The sequence below is a fragment of the Halomonas sp. QHL1 genome (genome assembly GCF_001882345.1).
Classification (GTDB): domain Bacteria; phylum Pseudomonadota; class Gammaproteobacteria; order Pseudomonadales; family Halomonadaceae; genus Vreelandella.
Genome location: NZ_MINL01000001.1, coordinates 2864139 through 2887876, shown reverse-complemented (window position 1 = coordinate 2887876; position 23738 = coordinate 2864139). Strand labels below are relative to the sequence as shown.

The 23738-nt window shown below is 54.7% G+C and carries 17 protein-coding genes; 11 read left to right on the top strand and 6 right to left on the bottom strand.

Annotation, left to right across the window (positions count from 1 at the left end; all coding sequences use genetic code 11):
• Positions 1 to 58 precede the first annotated feature (58 nt).
• A complete protein-coding gene (ilvA, locus tag QHL1GM_RS13185) occupies positions 59 to 1573 on the bottom strand; it encodes a threonine ammonia-lyase, biosynthetic (RefSeq protein ID WP_071694900.1) in 1515 nt (504 codons plus the stop codon).
• Between the two features lie 175 nt (positions 1574 to 1748).
• On the opposite strand from ilvA, the gene rpiA reads away from it, so the two are divergent.
• The 9 genes from rpiA (at position 1749) to pelG (ending at position 16176) form a co-directional block, all read left to right on the top strand.
• Complete coding sequence (gene rpiA / locus QHL1GM_RS13180; RefSeq protein WP_071694899.1) at positions 1749 to 2423, top strand: ribose-5-phosphate isomerase RpiA; 675 nt, start codon at positions 1749 to 1751, stop codon at positions 2421 to 2423.
• A gap of 259 nt (positions 2424 to 2682) precedes the next feature.
• Positions 2683 to 3654, top strand: a complete 972-nt coding sequence (locus QHL1GM_RS13175) for an NAD-dependent epimerase/dehydratase family protein (protein ID WP_071694898.1) — start codon at positions 2683 to 2685, stop codon at positions 3652 to 3654.
• A 45-nt stretch (positions 3655 to 3699) separates the two neighbouring features.
• Positions 3700 to 6507, top strand: a complete 2808-nt coding sequence (locus QHL1GM_RS13170; protein ID WP_071694897.1) for a bifunctional glycoside hydrolase 114/ polysaccharide deacetylase family protein — start codon at positions 3700 to 3702, stop codon at positions 6505 to 6507.
• Entirely contained in the window at positions 6494 to 10186 is a 3693-nt protein-coding gene (locus QHL1GM_RS13165) for a tetratricopeptide repeat protein (protein ID WP_071694896.1), read from the top strand. Before QHL1GM_RS13170 ends, QHL1GM_RS13165 begins: the two co-directional genes overlap by 14 nt.
• Before the next feature lie 2 nt (positions 10187 to 10188).
• Positions 10189 to 10812 carry a hypothetical protein gene (locus tag QHL1GM_RS13160; RefSeq protein ID WP_254795311.1) on the top strand — a complete coding sequence of 208 codons (624 nt, stop codon included), beginning with the start codon at positions 10189 to 10191 and terminating at the stop codon, positions 10810 to 10812.
• A 10-nt stretch (positions 10813 to 10822) separates the two neighbouring features.
• Complete coding sequence (locus QHL1GM_RS13155) at positions 10823 to 12184, top strand: PelD GGDEF domain-containing protein (protein WP_071694894.1); 1362 nt, start codon at positions 10823 to 10825, stop codon at positions 12182 to 12184.
• A complete protein-coding gene (locus QHL1GM_RS13150) occupies positions 12171 to 13196 on the top strand; it encodes a hypothetical protein (RefSeq protein ID WP_071694893.1) in 1026 nt (341 codons plus the stop codon). The genes QHL1GM_RS13155 and QHL1GM_RS13150 overlap by 14 nt, the downstream gene beginning before the upstream one ends.
• A complete protein-coding gene (gene pelF, locus QHL1GM_RS13145; protein ID WP_071694892.1) occupies positions 13193 to 14770 on the top strand; it encodes a GT4 family glycosyltransferase PelF in 1578 nt (525 codons plus the stop codon). The genes QHL1GM_RS13150 and pelF overlap by 4 nt, the downstream gene beginning before the upstream one ends.
• A gap of 23 nt (positions 14771 to 14793) precedes the next feature.
• The gene (gene pelG, locus QHL1GM_RS13140; RefSeq protein ID WP_071694891.1) at positions 14794 to 16176 is read left to right on the top strand and encodes an exopolysaccharide Pel transporter PelG; all 1383 of its coding nucleotides are present in this window, start codon (positions 14794 to 14796) and stop codon (positions 16174 to 16176) included.
• A 26-nt stretch (positions 16177 to 16202) separates the two neighbouring features.
• On the opposite strand, the gene waaA is transcribed toward pelG, so the two are convergent.
• From waaA to QHL1GM_RS13125, 3 genes are read right to left on the bottom strand one after another with little or no spacing between them, the layout of a single operon-like run.
• A complete protein-coding gene (waaA, locus tag QHL1GM_RS13135; RefSeq protein ID WP_071694890.1) occupies positions 16203 to 17495 on the bottom strand; it encodes a lipid IV(A) 3-deoxy-D-manno-octulosonic acid transferase in 1293 nt (430 codons plus the stop codon).
• Positions 17495 to 18925: a bifunctional D-glycero-beta-D-manno-heptose-7-phosphate kinase/D-glycero-beta-D-manno-heptose 1-phosphate adenylyltransferase HldE gene (gene hldE, locus QHL1GM_RS13130; protein ID WP_071694889.1), complete on the bottom strand. Its 1431-nt coding sequence runs from the start codon at positions 18923 to 18925 to the stop codon at positions 17495 to 17497. Before hldE ends, waaA begins: the two co-directional genes overlap by 1 nt.
• Complete coding sequence (locus QHL1GM_RS13125) at positions 18915 to 20012, bottom strand: glycosyltransferase family 9 protein (protein WP_071694888.1); 1098 nt, start codon at positions 20010 to 20012, stop codon at positions 18915 to 18917. Before QHL1GM_RS13125 ends, hldE begins: the two co-directional genes overlap by 11 nt.
• Between QHL1GM_RS13125 and QHL1GM_RS13120 the strand changes: the two genes are divergently transcribed.
• Positions 20011 to 20748 carry a 3-deoxy-D-manno-octulosonic acid kinase gene (locus QHL1GM_RS13120; RefSeq protein ID WP_071694887.1) on the top strand — a complete coding sequence of 246 codons (738 nt, stop codon included), beginning with the start codon at positions 20011 to 20013 and terminating at the stop codon, positions 20746 to 20748. The two genes, QHL1GM_RS13125 and QHL1GM_RS13120, sit on opposite strands and share 2 nt — an antisense overlap.
• Here the strand turns inward: QHL1GM_RS13120 and QHL1GM_RS13115 are convergent.
• Complete coding sequence (locus QHL1GM_RS13115; protein ID WP_071694886.1) at positions 20730 to 21848, bottom strand: glycosyltransferase family 4 protein; 1119 nt, start codon at positions 21846 to 21848, stop codon at positions 20730 to 20732. The two genes, QHL1GM_RS13120 and QHL1GM_RS13115, sit on opposite strands and share 19 nt — an antisense overlap.
• 81 nt (positions 21849 to 21929) lie before the next feature.
• Between QHL1GM_RS13115 and QHL1GM_RS13110 the strand changes: the two genes are divergently transcribed.
• Positions 21930 to 22967, top strand: coding sequence for a glycosyltransferase family 9 protein (locus QHL1GM_RS13110; RefSeq protein WP_071694885.1), 1038 nt, complete (start codon positions 21930 to 21932; stop codon positions 22965 to 22967).
• On the opposite strand, the gene QHL1GM_RS13105 is transcribed toward QHL1GM_RS13110, so the two are convergent.
• Positions 22947 to 23711: a glycosyltransferase family 2 protein gene (locus QHL1GM_RS13105; protein WP_071694884.1), complete on the bottom strand. Its 765-nt coding sequence runs from the start codon at positions 23709 to 23711 to the stop codon at positions 22947 to 22949. The genes QHL1GM_RS13110 and QHL1GM_RS13105 overlap by 21 nt on opposite strands.
• Positions 23712 to 23738: the final 27 nt, after the last annotated feature.

Here is a 23738-nt window from a genome sequence, read left to right as displayed (position 1 = left end):
TGGCATCTAGGGTAAGCAACCACTTACACACATCGTTTTTACTCATTACTAGACCGCACTAGGCCATGAACAGTCGATAAGCTGGATTATCGCTCTCGCGCCAATAGCGGTAACCGATAGCGTCTAAATACTCTGCCACATGGGTTCGGTCGCCATTAGGCACTTGCATGCCCACCAACACGCGACCATAGGCAGCGCCATGGTTGCGATAATGAAACAGTGAGATATTCCAATCGTGGGGTAATTGCGTCAAAAAATTCATCAGCGCGCCCGGGCGCTCGGGGAACTCAAAACGGTACACTTCTTCTTCAAAACGCTCGCTAGGGCGGCCACCGCTTAGGTGACGAATATGCAGCTTCGCTAACTCATTTTCGGTCAGATCTTCCACTTGGTAGCCGCCTTCACGCAGCTTCTCGATCACTGCCAAACGGTCTTCACCGCCGGGCTTCACCTGGACGCCCACATAGATATGCGCTTCGCTGCTGTCAGCGTAGCGATAGCTGAATTCAGTCACCATGCGCTTGCCTAGCGTGCGGCAAAACTTTTTAAAGCTGCCGGGTTTCTCGGCGATGGTCACCGCCAAAATCGCTTCACGCTGCTCGCCTAGCTCCGTGCGCTCGGCAATGTGTTGTAGGCGATCAAAATTGGTATTGGCGCCAGAGTTAATGCACAGCAGTGTTTCGCCCTCGGCACCTGTTTGCTGGATATATTTTTTCAGCCCCGCCAGCGAAAGTGCGCCGGAGGTTTCAGCCACGGCACGGGTATCTTCAAAAATATCTTTCACCGCCGCGCACATTTCATCGGTATTGACGGTGATAACGCCGTCGATCAAGTCTTTCACTAGCGAAAACGGCACCTCGCCGATTTGCGCCACCGCGACGCCTTCGGCAAATACGCCCACTTGGTCGAGCACCACACGCTCACCCGCCTCTAATGCGGCTTTAAGGCATGCACTATCTTCAGCTTCGACACCAATCACTTTGATATCCGGGCGCAGGTACTTCACATAAGCCGCGACACCGGCGATCAACCCACCGCCGCCAACCGGCACGAAGATGGCGTCTAAGCGCCCAGCGTGTTGGCGCAGAATTTCCACGCCGATGGTGCCTTGACCGGCCACCACATCAATATCGTCAAACGGCGGAATATAGGTGTAACCGTGCTCTTTGATCAACTCTTGAGCATGCTCGGCTGCAGCGGCGAAGGCGTCCCCTTTAAGGATGACCTTGGCGCCTCGGGCGCGCACCGCCTGCACTTTGATATCCGGTGTGATACGCGGCATCACAATCACGGCTTTAACACCCATCAGCTTCGCAGCCATGGCCAGCCCTTGAGCATGGTTACCGGCGGAGGCGGCAATAACGCCTTTATCTTTTTGATCCTGGGTAAGCTGCGCCATTTTGTTATAGGCGCCGCGGATTTTGAACGAGAAAACCGGCTGTAGATCTTCGCGCTTAATCAAAATCTGGTTGTTGAAACGACGCGACAAAAAGGGAGCTGGGGAAATCGGGGTCTCACAAGCGGCTTCATAAACGCGGGCCTGGAGGATCTTTTTGACGGTTGCTTCGAGCATGCGGATATCCCAAGGGAAGAACGTGAACGGACAAAGCTTTAATTGGTAGCAGATTACGTATAGCGGCGTCTAGCCGCGTTTCCATCGGCAGGCAACGTTTAGGTCGCTATACTAGCGCCACTCACTCTCACTTCTAACTCTCCGCTGACTCACAAGGGTTACTATGAACCAAGCAATGAACCAGGATGAATTGAAGGCCGCCGTGGCAGACGCCGCCATTGCAGAAATTAAATCTCAGTTAGAAAAGGATACCATCTTAGGCATTGGCACCGGCTCTACGGCCAACCTGTTTATTGATCGCCTGGGGCCTTTGCGTCATCTTTTTAAAGGCGCAGTGGCGAGTTCTAAAGCGAGTGCCGAGCGTCTTGAGAAATTGGGCATTGAAGTGTTTGAGCTCAACAGCGTTGGGACTGTTCCTTTTTACATAGATGGTGCAGACGAAGTAAATGCTAACTTACATATGATTAAAGGCGGTGGTGCTGCGCTTACCCGAGAAAAGATTGTGGCTGCCTGCGCTAAGCGTTTTATCTGCATTGCCGATGGTTCAAAGTACGTGCCTAAGTTGGGTACTTTTCCGCTGCCGGTAGAAGTCATCCCCATGGCACGCTCTTACGTCGCTCGCGAGCTTGTCGCACTGGGGGCTGATCCGGTTTATCGCCAAGGGGTCATCACCGACAACGGCAATCAAATTATCGACTGCTATGAATTTATGATCGATGATCCAGTGGCCATGGAAGCGCGCATTAACGCTATCGTCGGCGTCGTTACCAATGGTTTGTTTGCCGCACGGGGTGCCGACGTTCTAATACTGGGTAAAGCGGATGGTATAGAGCGAATAACGTTACGCTAACCCCCTTGCCATTGTTTAATAAGTGCTTCTTATGTTGGGCCAACGTAATAAACTGGCCCAGCATTTTGTTGATAACGTCTCATCCTACACCGCCCTCCGCATTCGTATTAAAAAAACCCCTTTCTCCTTGTAGAAATATCAGTCTCCCGAAACTTGTATCTAAATGTAATTAAAACGACCATTAGAATACATTTTGTTTCAAAGCACGCTGATTAGCACCTTAGCTAACTCACGCTTTGTGCTAACCGGGAGAGGTCCCATGCTTACGTTTCCTCCTCATATCCTTGTCACAGGCGGTGCAGGATTTATTGGTTCTCATAGCGTTGAACTGCTACTTGAGAATAACGTTAACGTCCGGGTGCTGGACAACCTATCCTCTGGCCATTTAAGTAACCTTCCTTCACACCCGCAGCTTGAAGTGGTGGTAGGCGATATTCGTAATAGTGATGACGTTCATACTGCCATGCAAGGCATGACCCACTGCCTTCACCTTGCCGCACAGGTATCGGTTGCCAATTCCGTTGAAGATCCCATTGGCTCGGCAACACATAACATTTTAGGCGCCCTTAATGTTATGCATGCCGCAGCAACGGCGAAGGTCAGTAAGCTGGTATACGCTTCATCTGCTGCCGTATACGGCATCCCTGCTCAACTGCCGCTATTAGAGGAAGCAGATCTACAGCCTCTATCTCCTTACGGTTTGGAAAAATGGGTAGATGAGCGCTATGCAACTCTATTAGGTAGCCTGCATGGTCTACCCAGTTTAGGTCTGCGTTATTTCAACGTGTATGGCCCACGTCAGGATCCAAGCTCGCCCTACGCAGGGGTCATCGCGCGTTTTCTTGATCGGCTGATGAACCAACAAGCCCCCACAGTATTTGGCGATGGCCTCCAATCCCGTGATTTTATTTACGTGGGCGATATTGCAAGCGCCAATATGGCTGCGTTGTTTAGCCCTCAATGCGGGATATGTAACGTTGCTACCGGCCAACAGATTGATTTATTAGAATTAATTGACCTTCTTGGCCAACTTACAAACTGTCATCTAGCGCCGCAGCATCTTCCTGCCAAGGCGGAAGATATCCGTTACTCATGTGGCGATAATCAGCGTTTATCTGAATGGTTAACGATTGAACCAAAATGGTCCCTAAAAGAAGGACTAAGCGAACTGATTAACTATGTAAGAAAACCGTATTTTGCCCATGATCAGCAGATAAACCGGCGAGCCTAAGGAACACCTTTTTCCACTACTTTCCTTATTCTATAGGTGGTACTTATGGCTAAGCCATTGATTCGTGGTTTGCTGTGTTTGCTATACGGGCTTTGCTGCTCTTTTGCATACGCCAATGAAACAACTAAAGCGCCCAGCGTAACCTTCTACTACGGTAACGAACCGCCCGTTGAGCTGCTCTCCCAGTTTGACTGGATCGTCGTTGAAGCCGCGAATGTTGATCCCACTGAACTACGCTTGCTTGAACAGCACGGTGGGCAGCCGTTTGCTTACGTAAGCCTTGGTGAATTGGATGCCTGGCGTGACACTAATATCACCTTACCCAGCGCTGCCTTGGTCACAAGAAACGATGCGTGGGATAGCCAAGTTGCTGATTTAACACATCCTGCATGGCGTTCGTTTCTTATTGAGGAGCACATCCGCCCACTCTGGAACGCGGGCTACCGTGGGTTTTTTCTGGACACCATGGACAGTTACCGCTTATTCGCCCCTGACGGCGAGGAGGCTGAACGACAACAGGCGGCATCAATCGAGATCATTCAGGAGATTAGGGAGCAATTTCCCGGTATTAAACTACTGCTGAATCGTGGCTTTGAGATACTGGAGGATGTACATAGCGACATCGTCGGCGTTGCGGCGGAATCACTCTACCTGGGGTGGAACCCTTCTACCCAGGTGTATGGCGCCGTACCGGAAGAGGATCAAACCTGGCTTTATCAGCAGCTTGCTCGAGTGCGTGACCACTATCGCCTACCGGCTATCGCTATTGACTATGTGCCTGCCAATAACCGCGCACTCGCCAGAGAGAACGCGCAGCGCATTCACGCTGAAGGGTTTATTCCCTGGGTGAGCGTACCGCAACTGAATCAAATGGGCGTGGGTTTGATTGAGCCAGTGCCGCGCCGAGTATTGATTCTGTTCGATAAAGCCAAAACCCAAGCAGAGGAACTTGCCTACACTAACGCGCACAGTTATCTCGCTATGCCGTTAGAGTATTTCGGCTATGGAGCGGAGTATTTGGATGTTAATGGTCCCTTGCCCAGCGACTTACTGCATGGCCGCTATGCAGGCGTTGTCACTTGGTTTAATGAGCCCCTCACCAATGCATCTCACTATAGCGCTTGGCTACAGCGACAAATGGAACATGGCCTGCGGGTGGCAATTGTGGGCTTTCCTGGCGCTCCAATTTCTGGCGCATTAGGCAATTTAATGGGGCTACGCGAGATGTACGGGATAAGCCCCCAAGGGCTGACGGTGGCTGATCATGACGACTTAGCAAACTTCGAAGGTATGCCGCAGCCACTGCCGGTGCCGCAGACCAGCTACGAGTTTATCGGCAATGGACTAACCGCCCACCTAACATTACGCGACGAAAGTGGACGGCAGTTTGCGCCTATTGTGACAGGAGCGTGGGGAGGCCTAGCCAGCTACCCATGGGTATTTCAAGAGGCCAACGCGTTTCAAAAACGCTGGAACCTGGATCCCTTTGCGTTTTTGCAGCGCGCCTTGGCGCTACCTGATATACCCATCCCCGATGCCACTACCGAGAATGGCGCCCGCTACTGGATGACCCAGATCGACGGTGATGCTTTTGTCAGCCGTGCGGATCTTCCGGGCACCCCTTTCACTGGCGAGCTGATGCTTTCCGATATTTTAATGCGTTACCAAATTCCTACGACGGTATCCATCATTGAAGGTGAAATAGGGCCCGAAGGGCTCTATCCACAGTACCGCTCTTTATTGGAGCCCATTGCACGGCGTATTTTCGCACTCCCTTGGGTAGAGGTGGCCACCCACACGTTTAGTCACCCCTTTGAGTGGGAAAGCCTCAATGAAGACGATATGTCCGGACAAGGCCAAACCCGTGACCTATTCAATTACAACATGCCTATCCCCAACTACCGTTTTTCGCTGCGCCGGGAAATTGAGGGCTCTACAGATTATATCAACCGCAACCTGGCCCCCGCTGACAAACCAGTAAAAGTTGTGCTCTGGACAGGCAATGCACTCCCTCCCGAGCAGGCGTTGGCGATTGCTGACGAGCTGGGGCTGCGAAACTTAAATGGAGGCAACACCAGCGTTACCCATAGCAACCCCACTATGAGCCGCGTTTCCCCTATGCTGCGGCCCGTAGGGCGCTATCTACAGGTGTACGCACCGCAGATTAATGAGAACGTCTATACCAACAATATGCTGGGCCCGCTGTGGGGGTACCGCAGAGCTATTGAAACTTATCAACTTACCGATGAGCCACGGCGCTTAAAGCCTATCGATATTTATTACCACTTTTATTCGGCGGCAAGCCCAGGGGCGCTGCGTGCCCTAAATGAGGTATATGAGTATGTATTAACCCAAGAAACACTGCCGCTTTATGCCAGCGACTGGAGCGATGTGGCAACTCAGTGGTATCACACCGGTATTGCCCGACACCTAGATGGTGGCTGGATGGTTAAAGGGGCGGATCACATGCGTACCCTGCGCCTTCCTAATACTATGGGTTGGCCAGACCTGCAGCGCTCTACCAATGTCGCCGGCGTTCGTGAGATTACTTCTGGCCGCTATGTCGCCCTATCTGGGGAGAGCGATGCCACGCTATACCTCACACCTAACACACCTCAAACGCCCTATTTGCGCTACGCCAATGGGCGCATTACGGAGTGGCAAAGACACACTCCCAATCACATAAGCCTAAGTCTTGGCGCCGAACAAGTGCCCTTAAAGGTTGAGCTTGCCGCCACCGAAGGCTGCCAAGTAACGGCAGATGCGCGCCTGGAACAGCGTGGCAACAGCACTTTCCTAACCTTTGGTCGTTCACATGCTGAACGTATCGAGGTGAGCTGTGCTTCACGCTAAAACAAACGTTGGCTCTAAAAAAGCCGCAGCGGTAGGCCCACGGCGCCTCATCCGCCCCGTCACGCTGCGGCTGATTGCAGTGGTGATCGCCCTAACACTGGTACTGCTATTTCCTGCCCACCACCTGCTTAACCTGGAAAACAGCGACATCCTACCCAGCCGTATTTCGATTCTTTACTCCCAGGCATTGTTAAATGCCAACCCTGGCAATACCGAACTACGCATCAGCCTGGCGAAAAAGCTCTACCAGGTAGGTGAGTTTGAACTGGCAAAAGCGACCCTCGAACCATTACAATACTCAGACGATGTGGCCATTCAGTGGCTACGGCTTAGAATTCAGTGGCAGCTACTGGCGGCGATAGCGTATGACCAGCCGGAACGTCCGCAAGCGGTACAGCAGTTTCAGTCACAATTGCTGGCTTTCCAGACAAATGCTTCCATTCCCACAGCGTATTTAGAGGAGATGGCCTCTTATTGGCTGGCCATTGAGCAGCCCCACCAAGCTGCTGCACTTTATGAACGACTTGGGGAGCAAGATGATATAGAACGCCAATACCACTGGCTCTCCCTGGCGGGCTACTGGTGGTTAAGGGCGGGGTACCCAGAGCGTTCGGCGGCAGCTTGGCATCGCGCTTATCAAGTAGCAGAAGGGCCTATGCCCACTCTGGGCTGGCTAAACTGGTTGATTAGCCCCGCCCAGGCGCAGCAAACGGATGCCTCACCTGAATCTCCTCGGCGAGCAGCCGCGTTAGAGGCGCTGCGCTCTGCTCAGCAGGGCCAGCAGGACGATGGCATTAACTATGCCCGTGAATACCTCACCGCTTTTCCAAACGACCCGGAACTACTCGACTTGGGCATCCGGTTAGCGCTTTCCCATGAGCAGCCACAGCAAGCGCTGGAATGGTCACAGCAGTTGATAGAGTTACAGCCAGATATCTCGTTTTTGGAACGCCATGTCACCATCGCTTTGGGGCTTAACAAATTACAAAGTGCCCTTAACGCTATTAACCAGTTGCGCCAGCTTAATCCTGAGGAAACCGTTTATTTAGAGCAACTAGCCCAAACCCAACAATGGGCAGGTGATACCGCTGGTGCTATGCAGAGTGCCGAAGAGCTCGCACTTCAAACAGGTGAAGAGCGTCACAACCGTTGGGTGGTTACTTTGGCGTTAAGCGTTCGCGACCGCAATGTGGCCATTCAAGCCCTTTCTCGCCTAGAGCGCAATAACCACATCACCCTGGAAGACCGCCGTTTATGGGCTGATTTGCTGGAACAGCTAGGCGATCCCGATGCCGCCATTGCCCTTATTCAATCCTGGAAAGCCGCTGGCATTCGTGATGAAGCATTAAGCGTTCGACTCGCCACATGGCTGGAGCAAACTGGACGTTTGGATGAAGCCGGTGAAAGCTGGGCGGCATTAAACGCGCAGTACGGCACACGGCCTGAATTCGCTCAAGCGCAAAGCGAGTTATTAACTCAAAACTGGCAGCTTGATAGGGCCCTAACAGTATTGGAAAGTGCCTCTCCGCCTAGCGATAACCCCACCATGGATTACTGGCAGCAGCGGGCTGCCTTGGCGTGGCAGTTGGGAGATAGCGCTTCAAGCTTGGAAGCCTACCAAGCACTGTTTGAGCAGGATGCCCTGGATGAGGACGGTGCTGATCGCTTAATCCAGACCGCGGGGGATAGCAATGACCTTGAACTTGCCATGCGGGTGTCCCAACACCGCTGGGCTCAGGAGCGAGATGGAGATGCGCTGATTCAAATGCTCTATCTGGCTCAGCGAGAGCGAGAAAATGAGCTTACCCAAACGCTATTAATGATGGCGAATCAAGCACCCGAGCAGTTTGCACAATCGCCCGACTACTGGGCTGCGGTCGCTCAACAGGCTCTTATGCAGCGCGCCCCTGACGATGCTAGCGCCGCTTATCGACGCGCGCTTGAACTATCTCCCAACGATCCAAGCCTGCAGGCGGGCATGCTGTATGCTCTCGCCGCCTCAGGTGACGAAGCCACCCTGCGCCAGCGCCTCGGTGAGTGGCAGGCGCAGGCTGCGCATACCCCAACAATGATGAGCGCCATGGCCGAAGGGCACCGCTATCTGGGTGAACTAAGCCAAACGCTTGTCTGGTATGCCCAGGCCAGCGATGCGGGCGTACTGGACGCTTGGCAACAGATTTATTACGCCGATGCGCTTAGCCAAAGCGGTCAAGAGGCGCTCGCCTTTACACGTCGCGTCGCCGCCCTGGAAGAACTTGCCCCTGGGCTTATCAAAGACCTAGACACCCCACTAAGTACCGAGCAGCGCCGCGACCATACCCAGGCCATGTCGCTGGTCACCCAGCAGCATGGGCCAGAGAGCGTACGCGGCTGGTACGCCCAAGTGGTCACTAATGCTTTTGAAAGCGCGGCCCCCCAGCCAAGCGACAGTGAATGGTTATTTGATGCGCAGATGGCCATGCACCGGCCACTCCATGCACGCTATTTGCTGCTCCGCGCCCAAGCCCAGGGGCACGTTAGCCCCGCTTGGCAAACGCTCGCCGTGGCGTTGGAAAAAAATGATCGCGATACGCTTAAACAACTGCTTGATAGCGATATGGGGCGTGCCCTTTCCCTCACCGACCGATTAGCCATTATGCGCCAGTTAGACCGCCGGCAAGACGCTCAGGCGCTCGCTGAATCACTCAATCACGCTGGCCAAGATCAGCGCCTAGATATGGTTGAACTGGCCAATGAGATGCCGCACCGGCTGGCCACCACCGCGTCTTACCGGCGTCTGGGTGATCTGGATATCGACTCCCAGGAAGCTTTGTATCAAGTCAGTGGCGAGCGCTTATGGAGCGAGCTAGCGCTGGTACAACGCCAGTTGGATATTCCCCCTACCCAAGTGGACAGTGAAGGCCTCACTGATGAGCGCGGCGCTGAGCTCTCCCTTGGTTGGAACGGCACACGCCTTGATACCACCGTCACAGTAGGCCAGGTGCAAACAGACAGTGTTGACCGGACATATGGACGTGCGGCCCAACGCTGGCAGGCCACGTCACGCTTGGCAGGCACGCTCTATGGCGAGATTAGCCAGCTCTCGGACATCAATGACCGTATGCGTCTACTCGCGGTGGAAGACCGCATCGGTGCCCAGCTGGAGTGGTCCCCAACGGCACGTGACACCGTTACCCTGGATGCTAGCCACGTGAACCTGCGCAGCCGTGAATCGCGTAATAGCCTGGGCGATGGCTATCGGGTAGAGGCCGCACTGCACCATGCGCTGATAAAAGGCGCCACCCGCCAGTTAGAAGTGAGCCTGCTGGCGAACCACGCCGACTACACGTTAGACGATGACTTACCGGGCGATATTCTTCAGCGCCTGCCAACAGATTTTCAGCCCGATGATCTACTGACCGATCAATCAAGCTTTGTAGGCATGGGCGTCACCCTGCGCCGCGGCGATCCTTATAGCACAACGCCCTATGTTGGCTCTCCCACTATCGAATTAGGGCTGGAGGCTGGCTACCAGCTGCCGGATAACGATATTGGCCTTAATGCACGCTTCGCTGTAGGCAGTCGCCTGTTTGGTAACGACTCTTTAAGCCTGCGCTTGGAGGCTGATCAAGGGTCGGGTAGTGATGGCGATACCAATCTTGGCGTTTCACTCACCTATCAATACTTCCTAGGGCACTAACCATGTCTCAGACAACCCAACGCCGATGCCATTTCCACAACCACTGCTTACAGCGCCGTATTGGCGCCCCTGGAGATACCGCTATGCGCACTTACCTGTCACGACACCTGCTATGGCTTGTGCTGCTTAGCATTGCCCTTAGCACAGTTCTTAGCGGCTGCGCTGTTACGGACGTGCATCGGACAGAACCGCTTGAACGCCAAGTTACCTGGGCACTGCTGCCCCTTGCCAACCATTCTGAAACACCCTTGGCAGGACAAAAAGCTGAAGCAAGCTTGTCTACGCTGCTTCACCAGCAGGGCATCCGCTCGCTAACCCAAGCCCCGAGGGCGGCGCCCATGGGCCTACTGGAGCTGCCCAGCGACCAAGACTACCAAGCTGCTCTTAGCTGGGCACAGCAGCAGGGTGTCCGTTATGGCGTTACCGGCTCGGTAGATGAGTGGCAATACAAAGCGGGGTTAGATGGCGAGCCTGCCATCGGCATCAGCTTACGAGTCGTCGACGTTAATAGCGGTGAGATTATGTGGAGCGCCAGCGGTGCACGCACCGGTTGGGGGTTTAGCACCACTAGCGGCGTGGCACAAAAATTAATGTCAGATCTAGTCGATACTCTGCCCTTGCAGTAGTGAGGTCACCATGGCCACGCATATAGACGAACTACAACCTGCCCTACCGCCTCGTTGGCTGCGTCTGCTGGAAGCGCTGGTCATTACCCTGGCGCTACCGGTGATTGGTTGGCTGATCAATCCCGAAGACCCGCTACTGTTGGGCAGTGGCCTTACCTGGCTGTTAGCCATTGCCCCCTTATTGGTGGGCATGCGCTATGGCTTCGCGATGGGGTTCAGCAGCGCGCTGTTAAGCGTCGCCGTGATGGGCCTGGAGGGCTGGTGGTACCACGGCAGCCTCATCAATGACCGCGCTCAGCGTCTCCCCATTGCTATCGCCCTGATATTGGTGGGTATGGTGGCAGGAGAAATGGCGGATGTATGGCGGCGGCGGCTACAGCAAATGGCGATTATCCATCGAGCGCAATCAACCCGTTTAGAAGAGTTTGTGCGCCACTACCAGCTACTGCGCGTCTCCCATGACCAATTGGCAGAGCGTTTGGCCGCGAACCCCTTCACTCTGCGAGATGCGCTTAAAGCCCTTGAAGAGAAGTTTCAGTCTCTCAACCCTAGCCAAGAGCCTTTGACGAATCATGGTAGTGAGTTGCTTAATTTTTTGGCGCTTCACGCACGTATACAGCAAGCGGTGCTAGTGCCGATGGACCACCTCCACCGTTTACAGCCTCAAGCAGCGACTTGGTTTGGTGGCGAAACACCGCTTGATTGGAACGACCCTATGCTGCGTGCATGCCTTGAGCAGCGCCAGATGATCTGTCTTAGAAGCGCTATGGAGCAGGGCATCAATATTGACAATGCACCGCTACTGGCCGTTGTACCACTGATTGATGTAGAAGAGCGCATCTACGCAGTGGTCGCCGTTACCGCCATGCCGTTTATTGATTTTCATCGCGGCCATTTGCACCTGCTTGCCGTACTGGGTGCTCAATTAGGCGATATGCTGCACCACGCCCAGCACACACCTCAGGGGGGTAGCTATGACCGCCACGCAGTGGTTGCCCAATGGGTACGCCACGCCCGAGATTTTCAACTGACCTCGCTATTAGTGACCATCGACTTCTCCTCTCAACTCAGCAATGCGCAGGTTCAGCCTCTTATTAACACCGTGGTCAACCAGCAGCGAGGCCTTGACCGCAGTTGGGTTGTCACCCACGAGGGCCGCCCACAGCGCCTTTACGTACTGCTACCGCTGACGCAGCAACGTGCATTTGCCATTTATGCAGAACGCTTACAGGAAGTTTTCGCCTCCGAACCCGGCGTGGGCGAAGCCTGCCAGTACATCACTATTAACTACCAGGTGATCGATGGTGGCCTTTCGGCTAGAAAACTGTTACCGCGCCATGCTAATCAAGAGGTGTCCTATGCCCACCTCTAAAGCTGTCGAACCTGCGCGGTTTGCCTTTCTCAGTAGCATCCCATGGTTGGCCGCAGGGCTTGGCTTCGAAGGGTGGGCCGCCTACAGCTGGGCAGGCGATGTTGGCCTTCCTACTCTTTTACAACTTGCCTTGCACGTTGTAGGCAGCCTGCTTTTAGCCGAAGGGGTGAGGTTAACGTTACCGACGCACTACCAACGGCCAGTCTTTGGTATTGTGCTTTTGTTTTTCCTGCTGCTGTTGTTGTTTCCTGGCATTGCCCTATTAGGCTTATTGCTGGCCGTGGTACCCGCGCTCTATTTTGCTACTCCTCGCCATGCAGCCTACTGGCAGGCACTGGCATTACCACCTCTACCTTATCAACCGCTAACCCCTCCCAGGGCCGACTCTACGGCGATGCGCGAAGGCCTCACCAGCATACTAAGCTATTCCGGCAGCCCCGTTCAGCGTCAGGAAGCGATCTTGGCCTGCCGTCATTTGCCGTCCCGGCAGGCCATTGGACTGCTGCGTTTGGGGCTGGCCGACCACACTGACGACGTTCGACTGCTGGCCTATTCCATGCTCAGTAGCATCGAGCGTGATTTGGACGAACGCATTCAGCGGCTGGCTCATAAGCGGGAACAACACAGCGACCCGTTCGGCCACCATGCTGAAGCACTCGCCATGCTGAACTGGGAGTATGACTACCTCAAGCTCGCCCAGGGCAGCACAGCTCACTTCTATTTAACTCAAGCGCTTCATTACATTGATCTAGCGATTAGCAGCGCCAACTCTGCGCACCGACAGCTACTGCGTGGCCGCATTTGCGTGGCTCTAAACGATATTAATGGCGCTGAAGCTGCTTTTTTGCAGTGTGAAGCCTTAGGGTTGGATAACGATGACCTTGTCCCCTACCGGGCTGAGCTAGCGTTTCAAACTCACCGTTTCAGTGCACTTCGCGAGCAGCTTTTAAAGCTTAGCCCTTCCGCTCAACAGCACCCTGTGCTGTACCCCGTAATGGAGTATTGGCGATGACCTGGCCCACGCTTGGTAAACGTGATGCCCCCGCAGATGTGATTTTGCTGCTGGAAGGCACTTACCCCATGGTTCGCGGTGGGGTGAGTTCCTGGGTGGATCAACTGATTAGAGGACTGCCTCAGCTACGGTTTGCGCTGGTCTTTATTGGCGGGCGCCCCGACCACTACGGGGACATACTGTTTGAGCGGCCGACTAACGTGGTGCATTTAGAGCGCCACTATTTAATGGATGATCAGCCTAGTCTACATGCCATAAAAGCACGCAAAGGCAGCCCAAGCACGTTCAATACCGTGCATGAACTGCATGAAACGCTGCGCAACCCATCGCTTCATGACCAGAGCCGTGTGCTGTGTGACGTGGCCAAAATGATCGGTCAGCGAGGTGGCTTAAGCCAAGAGGATTTTCTGCATAGCCAAGCAGCTTGGCAGCATATTGTTGATCACTACCTCGAACACGTTACCGAACCCTCGTTTATCGACTACTTCTGGTCGGTGCGTAATATTCACGCACCGCTATTTCTGCTGGCGCGTATTGCCAAAGGTTTACCAAGAGGTCGCTGTCTGCATACGATCTCGACTGGCTACGCTGGCTTTTTAGGTGCGTTAGCACACCATATTCACCAGCGGCCGCTGGTGATTACCGAACACGGTATCTATACCAAAGAGCGACAAATCGATCTGCTGGAAGCGAAGTGGATCAAAAGCGCTACCGATGCACTCTCCCATGGCTTTCAAATCGATACCGGTTATATTCGCCAAATGTGGATCCGCTTTTTCCAAGGCCTGGGGCGGATGACCTATGCCAGCGCTGCCCAAATCACCACGTTACACGAAGGTAATCGCCTACGGCAGTTGCAGGATGGCGCCCCCGAAGCGCGCACTCGCATCATACCCAATGGCATCCATATTGAGCGCTTCGCGCCTTTACGCACTGCTACGGCCAACAACCAGCAACCGATTGTGGCGCTGCTTGGCCGCGTCACACCTATTAAGGATATCAAGACATTTATTCGCGCGATGCGCCAGCTCACCAGCCAGCTACCCGATGCACAGGGGTGGATTGTTGGGCCGGATAGCGAAGACCCCGACTATGCCCAGGAGTGCCGCGATTTAGTGGCTCAGCTGGGCTTAGAAAAAAGTGTTCATTTTCTGGGTTTTCAACGCACTGAAGAGATACTCGCCCAGGTGCGTCTTGTGGTGTTGACCTCCATCAGTGAGGCGCAGCCGCTAGTAGTGCTGGAAGCCATGGCGGCAGGGATTCCGGTGGTATGCAGTGACGTGGGAGCGTGTCGCGAGCTTGTCATTGGCGACCCGGCACACCAACAAGTGGCTGGGCACATCGTACCCATTGCCAGTCCCATGGCCACTGCCCACGCTATGCAGTTATTGCTAACTCAACCTAACGCTTGGCAAAACGCGCGTGCAGCGGGCATTGCCCGGGTAGAGGCCGAGTACACCGAAGCGTTAATGATGGCGCGTTACCACCAGCTTTATGAAGAAGTCATTGACCCACGTGCCGCACCGCCAAGCGCCACGGTTGCTCACCTTTTTTCAGCGCTCGGCATGCGCTAGCTTCTCGCGATGGGAGACAATTGATGGCTGGCATTGGTTTTGAACTACGCCGTTTACTCCGGCAGGACAGTTATTTCAGCCTGATACGCGCCTATGGTTACGCGGGTTTAATCAGCTCTGGGCCCTGGGTGCTTTCGATTCTGGCCGTTATGGCACTGGGCGTGCTCTCTGCCGCTGCCAGCCCTGGGAACAGCACCCATGTGACGGCATTTTTGATCTCGGTCACGTGGCTGGTTGCAGGCTCGCTGTTGCTTACCTCGCTGGTACAGCTTTTGTTTACCCGTTATGTCGCTGACCGGCTGTTTGAGAAACGCGATAGCGCCATTCTACCCAACTTATTTGGCCTGCTGACACTGGTCATACTCGCCGCATCCAGCATCGGTGGTGCTCTGCTATGGTTCACCTTTGCAGACACACCCTGGCTCTATCAGCTCGAAATGTTAATGAGTTTTGTGGTGCTTAGCATGATCTGGTGTGTCACGGTGTTTGTGGCGGGGACTAAAGCCTACCGCCAGGTACTCTTGGCCTTTGCCTGTGGTTACGGCACCACTTTTGCGGCGGGCTTATTACTTAAAGACTACGGTCTGGTAGGTTTGCTAGGTGGCTTTGTGATTGGCCAAAGCTTACTACTCTTTACCCTGCTGGTCATGGTGATTCGCCACTACCCAAGCGATCGTTTATGGGCCTTTGACCTCCACCGCGCCGGGCAGTGCCAGCACTCGTTAATAGCCATTGGGCTGTTTTATCAGCTGGGTATTTGGGCCGATAAGCTGGTATTTTGGTTCAACCCTGCCACTTCAGAATCGATTATTGGCCCGTTGCGGGCATCGCCTATCTACGATTTACCGATCTTTTTAGCTTACCTGTCAATCGTACCGGGCATGGCGGTCTTTATTATGCGCATGGAGACAAACTTTGCCGAAAGCTGTCACGCCTATTACGAAGCCGTTCGGGGTGGAGATACGCTTTTACATATCGAAGAGCTGCGCGGCGAAATGGTGGCCAGTGTAAGGCACGGTATTTACGATATCTTTAAAGTGCAGGGAATAACCGTGGTTGCTTTATTGCTCAGCGGCCCAGCGCTATTTACCTGGCTAGGCTTTTCACACTGGTATTTACCTCTTTTTAATATCGATATCGTCGCAGTAGGTATTCAAGTGCTGTTTATGGCCATACTCAACGTGCTGTTTTATTTAGACCGACTTAAACCCGCGCTATGGCTCTGCTTCTTATTCTTATTAGCTAATTTAATGCTGACGCTACTTAGCCAGTTGCTAGGGCCAGTATTCTATGGCTACGGCTATGCAGTTTCGCTGCTCTTTGTTTCCCTTGTGGGGCTGGCAGTACTGGATCATGAGTTTGAGCAGCTCACCTTCCAGACATTTATGTTGCAGCCTAGCAAATAGATAGTGATCGCTCACATTGGGCCAGCTCAGTGAGGTGAGAGCTTTTCAAGGCCATCAAGCGTACATGACAACGCTCCCCGATGGGCCCGTATCGTTTCCCAACCGGCGAGCCCTGCTTCTTGGGCCCGCTCAGGGTTAGCAAAATAGTCCGCCAGGGCCTCTGCCAGAGCATCGGGGCTATCTACTAGCGTTAGCGCTCCTGCCGATTGAAGCGGTTCAGCAACATCGGCGAAGTTCTCAATCGAGGGGCCGCTAAGCACCGGCCTACCTAGCGCCGCCGGCTCAAGCACATTGTGCCCGCCCAATGGCACTAGGCTCCCCCCCACAAAAGCCACCCGGCCTGCCGCATACAGCGTGGCTAGTTCACCGAGCGTATCCCCGAGGTAAACCTGCGTTTGCTTTGTGGCGGGCTGCTGTTGGCTGCGACGACTTAGTGTCCAGCCTTCTGTTTGGCAAAGTTTAGCAACATCATCAAAGCGCTGGGGGTGGCGGGGCACCAGCACCAGCAACGCATCAGGGTGACTTTTGAGCAATTGGCGATGGGCCTTAAGCAGTAACACTTCTTCGCCTTCTCGGGTGGAGCCCGCTACCCATACTGGGCGCTCTCCCCAATCTTGAAGTAAGTGCTTCCCCTCTTCCCGCGACTTATCCTGGCTAGCCATCTCAAATTTCAGCGAGCCGACGATGCGGGTGATATCCGTGCTGCAACCTAAAGCATTAAAGCGCTCGGCGTCTGCTGGTGATTTTGCAGCTAGCCAGCTAATCTCGGCGAGCGTGCAGGCCATCAGCGGGCGTAGGCGTCGGTAACGCGTAAAGGCGCGAGGCGATAATCGCCCATTGACCACTGCGATGGGAGTCCCCTGCTGGCGACAGGCGTGGATCAAGTTGGGCCATAGCTCGGTTTCAAACAGAATCGCGAGTTCAGGTTGAACGCTACGTACAAAGCGTTTGGTAGCGCCAGGAAAGTCTAGAGGCAGGAAGCGATGGGCAAGCCTTGCTTGATCGGCGGGGGGTTGCTCGCTAATGAGCGCTTGGGACTGTTCGGCGCCGGTGGCGGTCATGGTGGTGAGCAGCAGGCTATGCGATGGATAACGTGCTAGTAGTCCCTCAATCAGCGGTCGAGCGGCGCGAACTTCTCCCACCGAGGCACAGTGAAGCCAAATGCGCGGCGCGGGAGGCAGCGGCTGAAGGCGTAAACCCAGCCGCTGAAGACGCGAGTAAGTGTGCACTTGCTCACGCCAGACACGCCAAAAAATCAAGGGTGAGAGTGCATACAGCGCTGCCGAATAGGCAAGCCGAGGCCAGGCAAGTGTCGTCATTAGCGCTCGCGATCTAGGATAGAGCTAATCATCGCCGAGGTCGAAACGCCATCTTCAAAGCCCAACACTTTAACCTCACCTCCATTGGCGATAACGGCCGCGCCACCCGCAATATCTTCGGGGCGGTAATCGCCACCTTTGACCAATATATCGGGTAGTACCGCTTCAATCAGCGCTTGAGGGGTGTCGTCACTGAACGGCACGACCCAATCAACAGCCCCTAACCCCGCCAACACCTGCATGCGCCGATTTAAGGGATTGATCGGCCGCTTGGGCCCTTTCAAACGACCAATGGAGGCGTCATCGTTAACGGCGACGATTAAACGGTCGCCCAGGCGCTTGGCTTGCTCCAGGTAAGCCACGTGGCCAGCGTGCAAAATATCAAAGCAGCCGTTGGTCATGACCACCCGCTCACCGCGCAGTTGGGCGGCCCTTACAGCCTCTATCAACACAGCAGGCTCAATTACCCCAAACTCGGCTAATTTATCGCCGTGTAGCGCGGTGTAGAGCTCGGCGATTGAGAGCGTGGCCGTGCCCGGTTTGGCCACTACCAACCCAGCCCCCAAATTAGCCAACATCATCGCTTCAGGAAAAGCATGGCCCGACGCTAGCGCTAATCCCATTAGGCCAATAACGGTATCGCCCGCCCCTGTTACATCGAAAACTTCCTGCGCCCGGGTGGGTAAGTGAAGCGGCGCGTGTCCTTCACGAATCAGCGTCATGCCTTTTTCGCTGCGAGTAATCAGCAGCGCTTCTAGCTCCAACTCAGCACGTAGCGCTTCACCCCGGCGGGATAACTCTGCATCAGTCGTGCAATGGCCGACCACGGCTTCAAATTCAGTCAGATTGGGAGTGATTAAACTTGCTCCACGGTATTTGCTGAAATCATGCCCTTTCGGATCGATCAGCACCCGTTTGCCCTGGGCTCTTGCGTTGGCAATCAGGTTTTCCACCTGGTTCAGCGTGCCTTTGCCATAGTCGGAAAGGATCACTACGTCGCAGTTGGGCAGTGCTCTTTCTACCTGAGTCACCAGCTCACTAGTATCAACACTGTCCAAATGCTGCTCGAAATCCAGACGCAACAGCTGCTGGTTGCGGCTCATCACCCGCAGCTTAGTGATCGTAGGTATCTCGGCGCTACGCTGAAAGTAAGTACTTACACCCGAGGCAGTCAAACTGGCTTGTAGAATTTGCGCGTTTTCATCGTCTCCGATCACGCCCGCCAGCACCGCATTTCCGCCGAGGGAGGTAATGTTTAGCGCCACGTTGGCCGCCCCGCCTGGGCGGTCTTCAACATCTTCTACCCGAACTACGGGCACAGGTGCTTCGGGGGAAATCCGCGAGGTACCGCCGTGCCAATAGCGATCAAGCATGACATCGCCGACCACTAGCACTCGGGCATGTTCTAAGGCGGTTAAATCAATCTTCATCGGTGCTCCCTGCGCTGGAGGTTGAAGCGGTATGCGCAAGCAACGCATCCAACTTGGCAATAACATCGTCTGCTTTAATCAGCATCATGGCGCTTGGGTGGCGCACTCGCTGGCCCCAGCTCACTTCGTCTACCGATTTATGCAGATAAGTACGCACCGCTTCGGGGTATACGTTGACGGCAAACTCGCGCCACAAATAAGGTGCAGCACGCTGAGGATTGGTGGAGGCATAAAGCCCCAATGCGGGCGTTCCCATGGCATTGGCCATATGAATAGGGCCAGTATCCGGCGCTATCACCGCTTGGGCTTGATCGATTAGCGCTAAAACCCCTTTCAATGAGGTGCCGCCAATGGCATTAATCACACTTGCAGGCTGGCAGAGCGCTTCGATTTGATCGCCGATTTCACGCTCCAGGGCACTACCACCACCGGTTAAGACGCTTTTAAGACCGTGCTGCACCCAAGCGTATTCAATTACGCTCGCGTAACCCTCTACCGACCAATTGCGAAAATTACGCAGGCGCACATTGCTGCAGGGGTTAATCACTAGGTAAGGCGCCTCACCACTGATCACCTGTGCTTCATTACGTGCCGTATCGGGCACAGATAAATTCCACTCTAAGCGTTCGTCCTTTACCCCGAGCACCCGTGCGAAGTCCATAAATGACTCCAATACATGGGCATTGGGGTGCGGTGCAAGCTGATGCTGGGTGAACCAGTGCTGAGCATCTTTGGCACGCGCCTTGTCATAGCCAACACGTACGTTAGCCTTCAGGCCGAGCGATAAAACACTGGCACGTATGGCCTGCTGCATATGCAACAGCACATCGAAGCGCATATCGGCAAGCTGGCGCCATAGCGCACGCATACCGGCAATACCGGTGGCCTTGTCGTAAACAACGAACTCGACCCCGGAAAGCCCCGCCAGTAGACTGTGTTCTCCCTTACCGATAATCCAGGTAATGCGCGCATCGGGCCACTGGCGCTGCAACGCCCGCACCGTGGGCACGAGATTGCATACGTCTCCAAGGGCGGAGAGGCGCAAAATGGCAATGTGGTTAGGCTGAATAGGCAGAGAGGGCTTCATGCGCTTAGCGGCACTCCGGAAGAGAAATTGGCTGATTTTACATGATGTGGACAGTTTATGTGACGCGCCGGGATCACACCAAATGGATCCAGACCTATTCACTCACGATTACTGGTGTGAACGCGGATTAATTGTGGGCGAGGCCCCCGGTCGAGGTAATAGCCTTTTCTTGCAGGCAACACCTAAAGAACAATGGGCTCTCAGGCCTTATCGCCGTGGTGGCATGGTGGCTAAACTCAGTGAAAAACGCTACCTATGGACCGGCGCGGAGCAAACCCGGGCATTTCGTGAACTGCGCTTGACCGCCAAGCTTTTTGAGCAAGGGTTGCCGGTACCCCGCCCTGTAGCAAGTTGTGTTACCCGCTATGGGCTTACTTATGAAGCTGCGTTGATCACCGTGCGCATTGCGGGTGCCAAGGCGCTGGCCGAGCTGCTAGTCAACGATCAAGCCGATGAAGCGCTATTACACCGTGTGGGGGTTATGATTCGGCGCTTTCATCAAGCAGGGCTTGACCACGTTGACCTGAACGCGCGCAATATCCTAATCGATCCAACCGGTATGCCCTGGTTAATTGACCTTGATCGCTGCCGGCTTCGTACGGCAGGTAAGTGGCAAGAGGCTAATTTGTCTCGTCTTTCCCGCTCGGTGGCAAAGTTTAGCGCGCCTGACCAGGTCGCGTCTGTCATAGCACGTATTCATGCGGGCTATCATGAGGACTACACCGCACCTCGATAGAGCTCAATCAGGCGTTTGACGTGTTTCTTGTTGCTAAAGTGCTGCTCAACACGCGCTCTGGCGGCACGGCCCATTGCCTGGCGCCCAGTATCATCCCGCACCATGGTGCCCATCGCCGTGGCCCACGCATCGATATCATGCGGCCCGACCAGTACGCCCGACGCACTGTCGACCAGCTCCGGCAGAGAGCCGGTATTGGAGCCAATGATCGGCATGCCGCAGGCCATAGACTCAATGATCGTTAACCCAAAGGCTTCGTTTTCTGAAGGAATGCACACCATGTCTAGCACCGGCAGAATCTCGGCCAGATCGCTACGGTGTCCCAGGAAACTGATTTTTCCTTCAAGCAGGGTGCCAACAATCAACCCCTGAAGCTCTGCATAAAAACTCTCGACGCCGCCGGAGGCATAGTCAGTACCGCCGATGGAGAGTGCATAAAAATCAAGCGCAGGGTTAAGCGCCAACAACGCCTTGACCCACACGTCCTGCCCTTTGCCGGGTGTGACACGCCCAGGCAAGCCGATCACCACTGCCCCGTCGGGCACACCCAGCGCGTCACGTTTGGCCCGGATCGCTTGAGCGTCATGGCACGGCCTATACGTGCTGATATTCACCCCATGGGGCAGACAGATCACGTGCTTTGGCGGCACGGGCAAGTTACTGACGTTACGCTGATGGGTAGCCTGGCTAATAGACAGAACGCGATCTACCTTGCCATAGGCAAATCGGTGATAGGGGCTTTTCTTGGTTCTGCGCCCTCCGACATGGTCGGTATACAGCACGTTGATATTCGGCATCAGGCACTTCAACAGTGCACTTAGCCTTAAATCGCTCGATTTATGGCAGTGAACGACCTTCACGCCCTGATCGATCAGCCAGCGGCGAATGCCTAATACGTTAGCCAGTGCTGCCAGGTTGCTCTTGAAGGCCTTGTACGCCACACCATTAAGCTGCATGTATGCTTCTACCTTGGTATTTTCAAGGCAGATGCCAATAACCTCCCAGCCCTCTTCCTTTAAATCCTCGATGGCTCGGTCGACATAGATCTCCATTCCTCCTTTGCCACTCGACATACACAACTGCAGCACTTTATCTGTCATTCCGTCACCACTCATACGCACCGTTAAACAATGAATACAATCTCTTGTAGTATACAGGCTGCAATTAATAGGGCTTTAACCATGGCGAAAAAATTGCTCGTTGTTCGCAACGACAAAATCGGCGACTTTATGCTGGCCTGGCCAGCGTTGGCGTGCCTGAAGCGCGCATCGCCTGCACCCCATATTACGGTATTGGTTCCCGCCTATACCGCGCCACTGGCAAGCGCCTGCCCCTGGGTCGACGACGTGATCATCGACCCAGGCCCGCAAGCAGATAAAGCGGCCCAGAAGAAGCTGCTGGATAGCGTCAAGGCTGCCCGGTTTAATGGCCTGCTGACGCTTTTCTCAACACCGAGAATTGGCTGTCTGGGCTGGCGGGCTGGTATCAGCCTGCGCGTGGCGCCGGCGACCAAATGGGCGCAACTGTTTTATAACGTGCGCATCCGACAGAGGCGCTCGCGTTCAGAAAAGCCCGAATATCAATATAACGTTGATCTCGCCTGTGAGCTGCTTGCCCGCCTTTCACTTAGCTTGAATACGCTGCCCGACCCGCCCTTTTGGCCCATGGATGACGTTCAAAGAAATGAGCAGCGCAAGCTACTGGCAAGCTGCATTGAACCGCACCCCGCCGCCCGGCTGGTGGTGGTACACCCTGGCAGCGGCGGCTCGGCGGTGAATCTTTCGATTGATCAGTATGCCGCGCTGCTGGGTAGTATTACCCGACAGTTGAGTGGGGCGTTTGCCGACTGGCTAATTAGCGCAGGCCCCGGTGAAGAATCGGCCGGCCAAGCGCTGATTGAACAGCTAGCCTGTATAGGTATTGCGGCCAGACGTCTACCTGCCAGCGCTAGCGTAGCTGATTTTGCTCTCCAACTGGCGGGGGCGGATATGCTGATTGCCGGCTCGACCGGCCCGTTGCATATTGCTGGCTGCTTGAACATTGCCACGGCCGGGTTTTACCCGGCCAAACGCTCGGCAACGCCATTGCGCTGGCAAACCTGCAACAGCGCCGACAGGCGCCTAGCGTTTAGCCCGCCAGCCACGGCAGACCAGCAGGATATGTCGGCGATTGATATTGAGGCGGCGGCTCGGCGGATTTCAGCGTTTCTCAGCAGATGATGTGCGAGTGCGTATCCAGAGATCAGCGTACTTGCTGAACGTGGAGTGCGCCGAGAGCAGGGCCAGCAGAAAACCCTGCCTGCCATCTTTAAAGCCCGCTTTAAGCACATACATCTTGAGAAAACAGGCAATCCCATGGGTGACGCCGCTGCCCAAAGTAGCGGTTTTGCCCTGGGCGGCACGTTGCTCCGCCCAGGCCTGGGCATAGTGGGCGGACTTCTCCAAGTAGTGGCGCAAATCGCGATAGGTGTAGTGTAGCAAGTCACCGGAGAGTCGCTTGACGGTTAACTCCTCCGGCACCACCAGCTTTTCGTGTACCAGCGCAGCGTTATAGAAGGCCTGCGCTTTGGGATATAGACGTAGTACCCTGTCCGGATACCAGCCAGAGTGGCGGATAAAGCGCCCGAAGCACCAGGAAAGACGACTAGCGCTGTAAACGGCGGTTGGCTGCTGTACCGCCTTCAGGATACTGTCGCGCAGCTCCGGGGTTACCCGCTCATCGGCATCCACCATCAATATCCACTCGTGGGTGGCCTGCGCCTGTGCCCGCTGGCGCTGTATGCCAAAGCCCTGCCAGTCTGTGTTCACGCTTACATTATCGGTGTATTCACGCGCAATGCTACAGGTGTCGTCCTGGCTTCCCGCATCCAGCACGACAATCTCATCAACCCAGGCAAGCGTATCCAGACACTCACGTAAGTGATGTGCTTCATTTTTCACAATTAAAACAGCAGAAATTGACACGGTTCACCTTCGCCAGAAAAGTGTGTA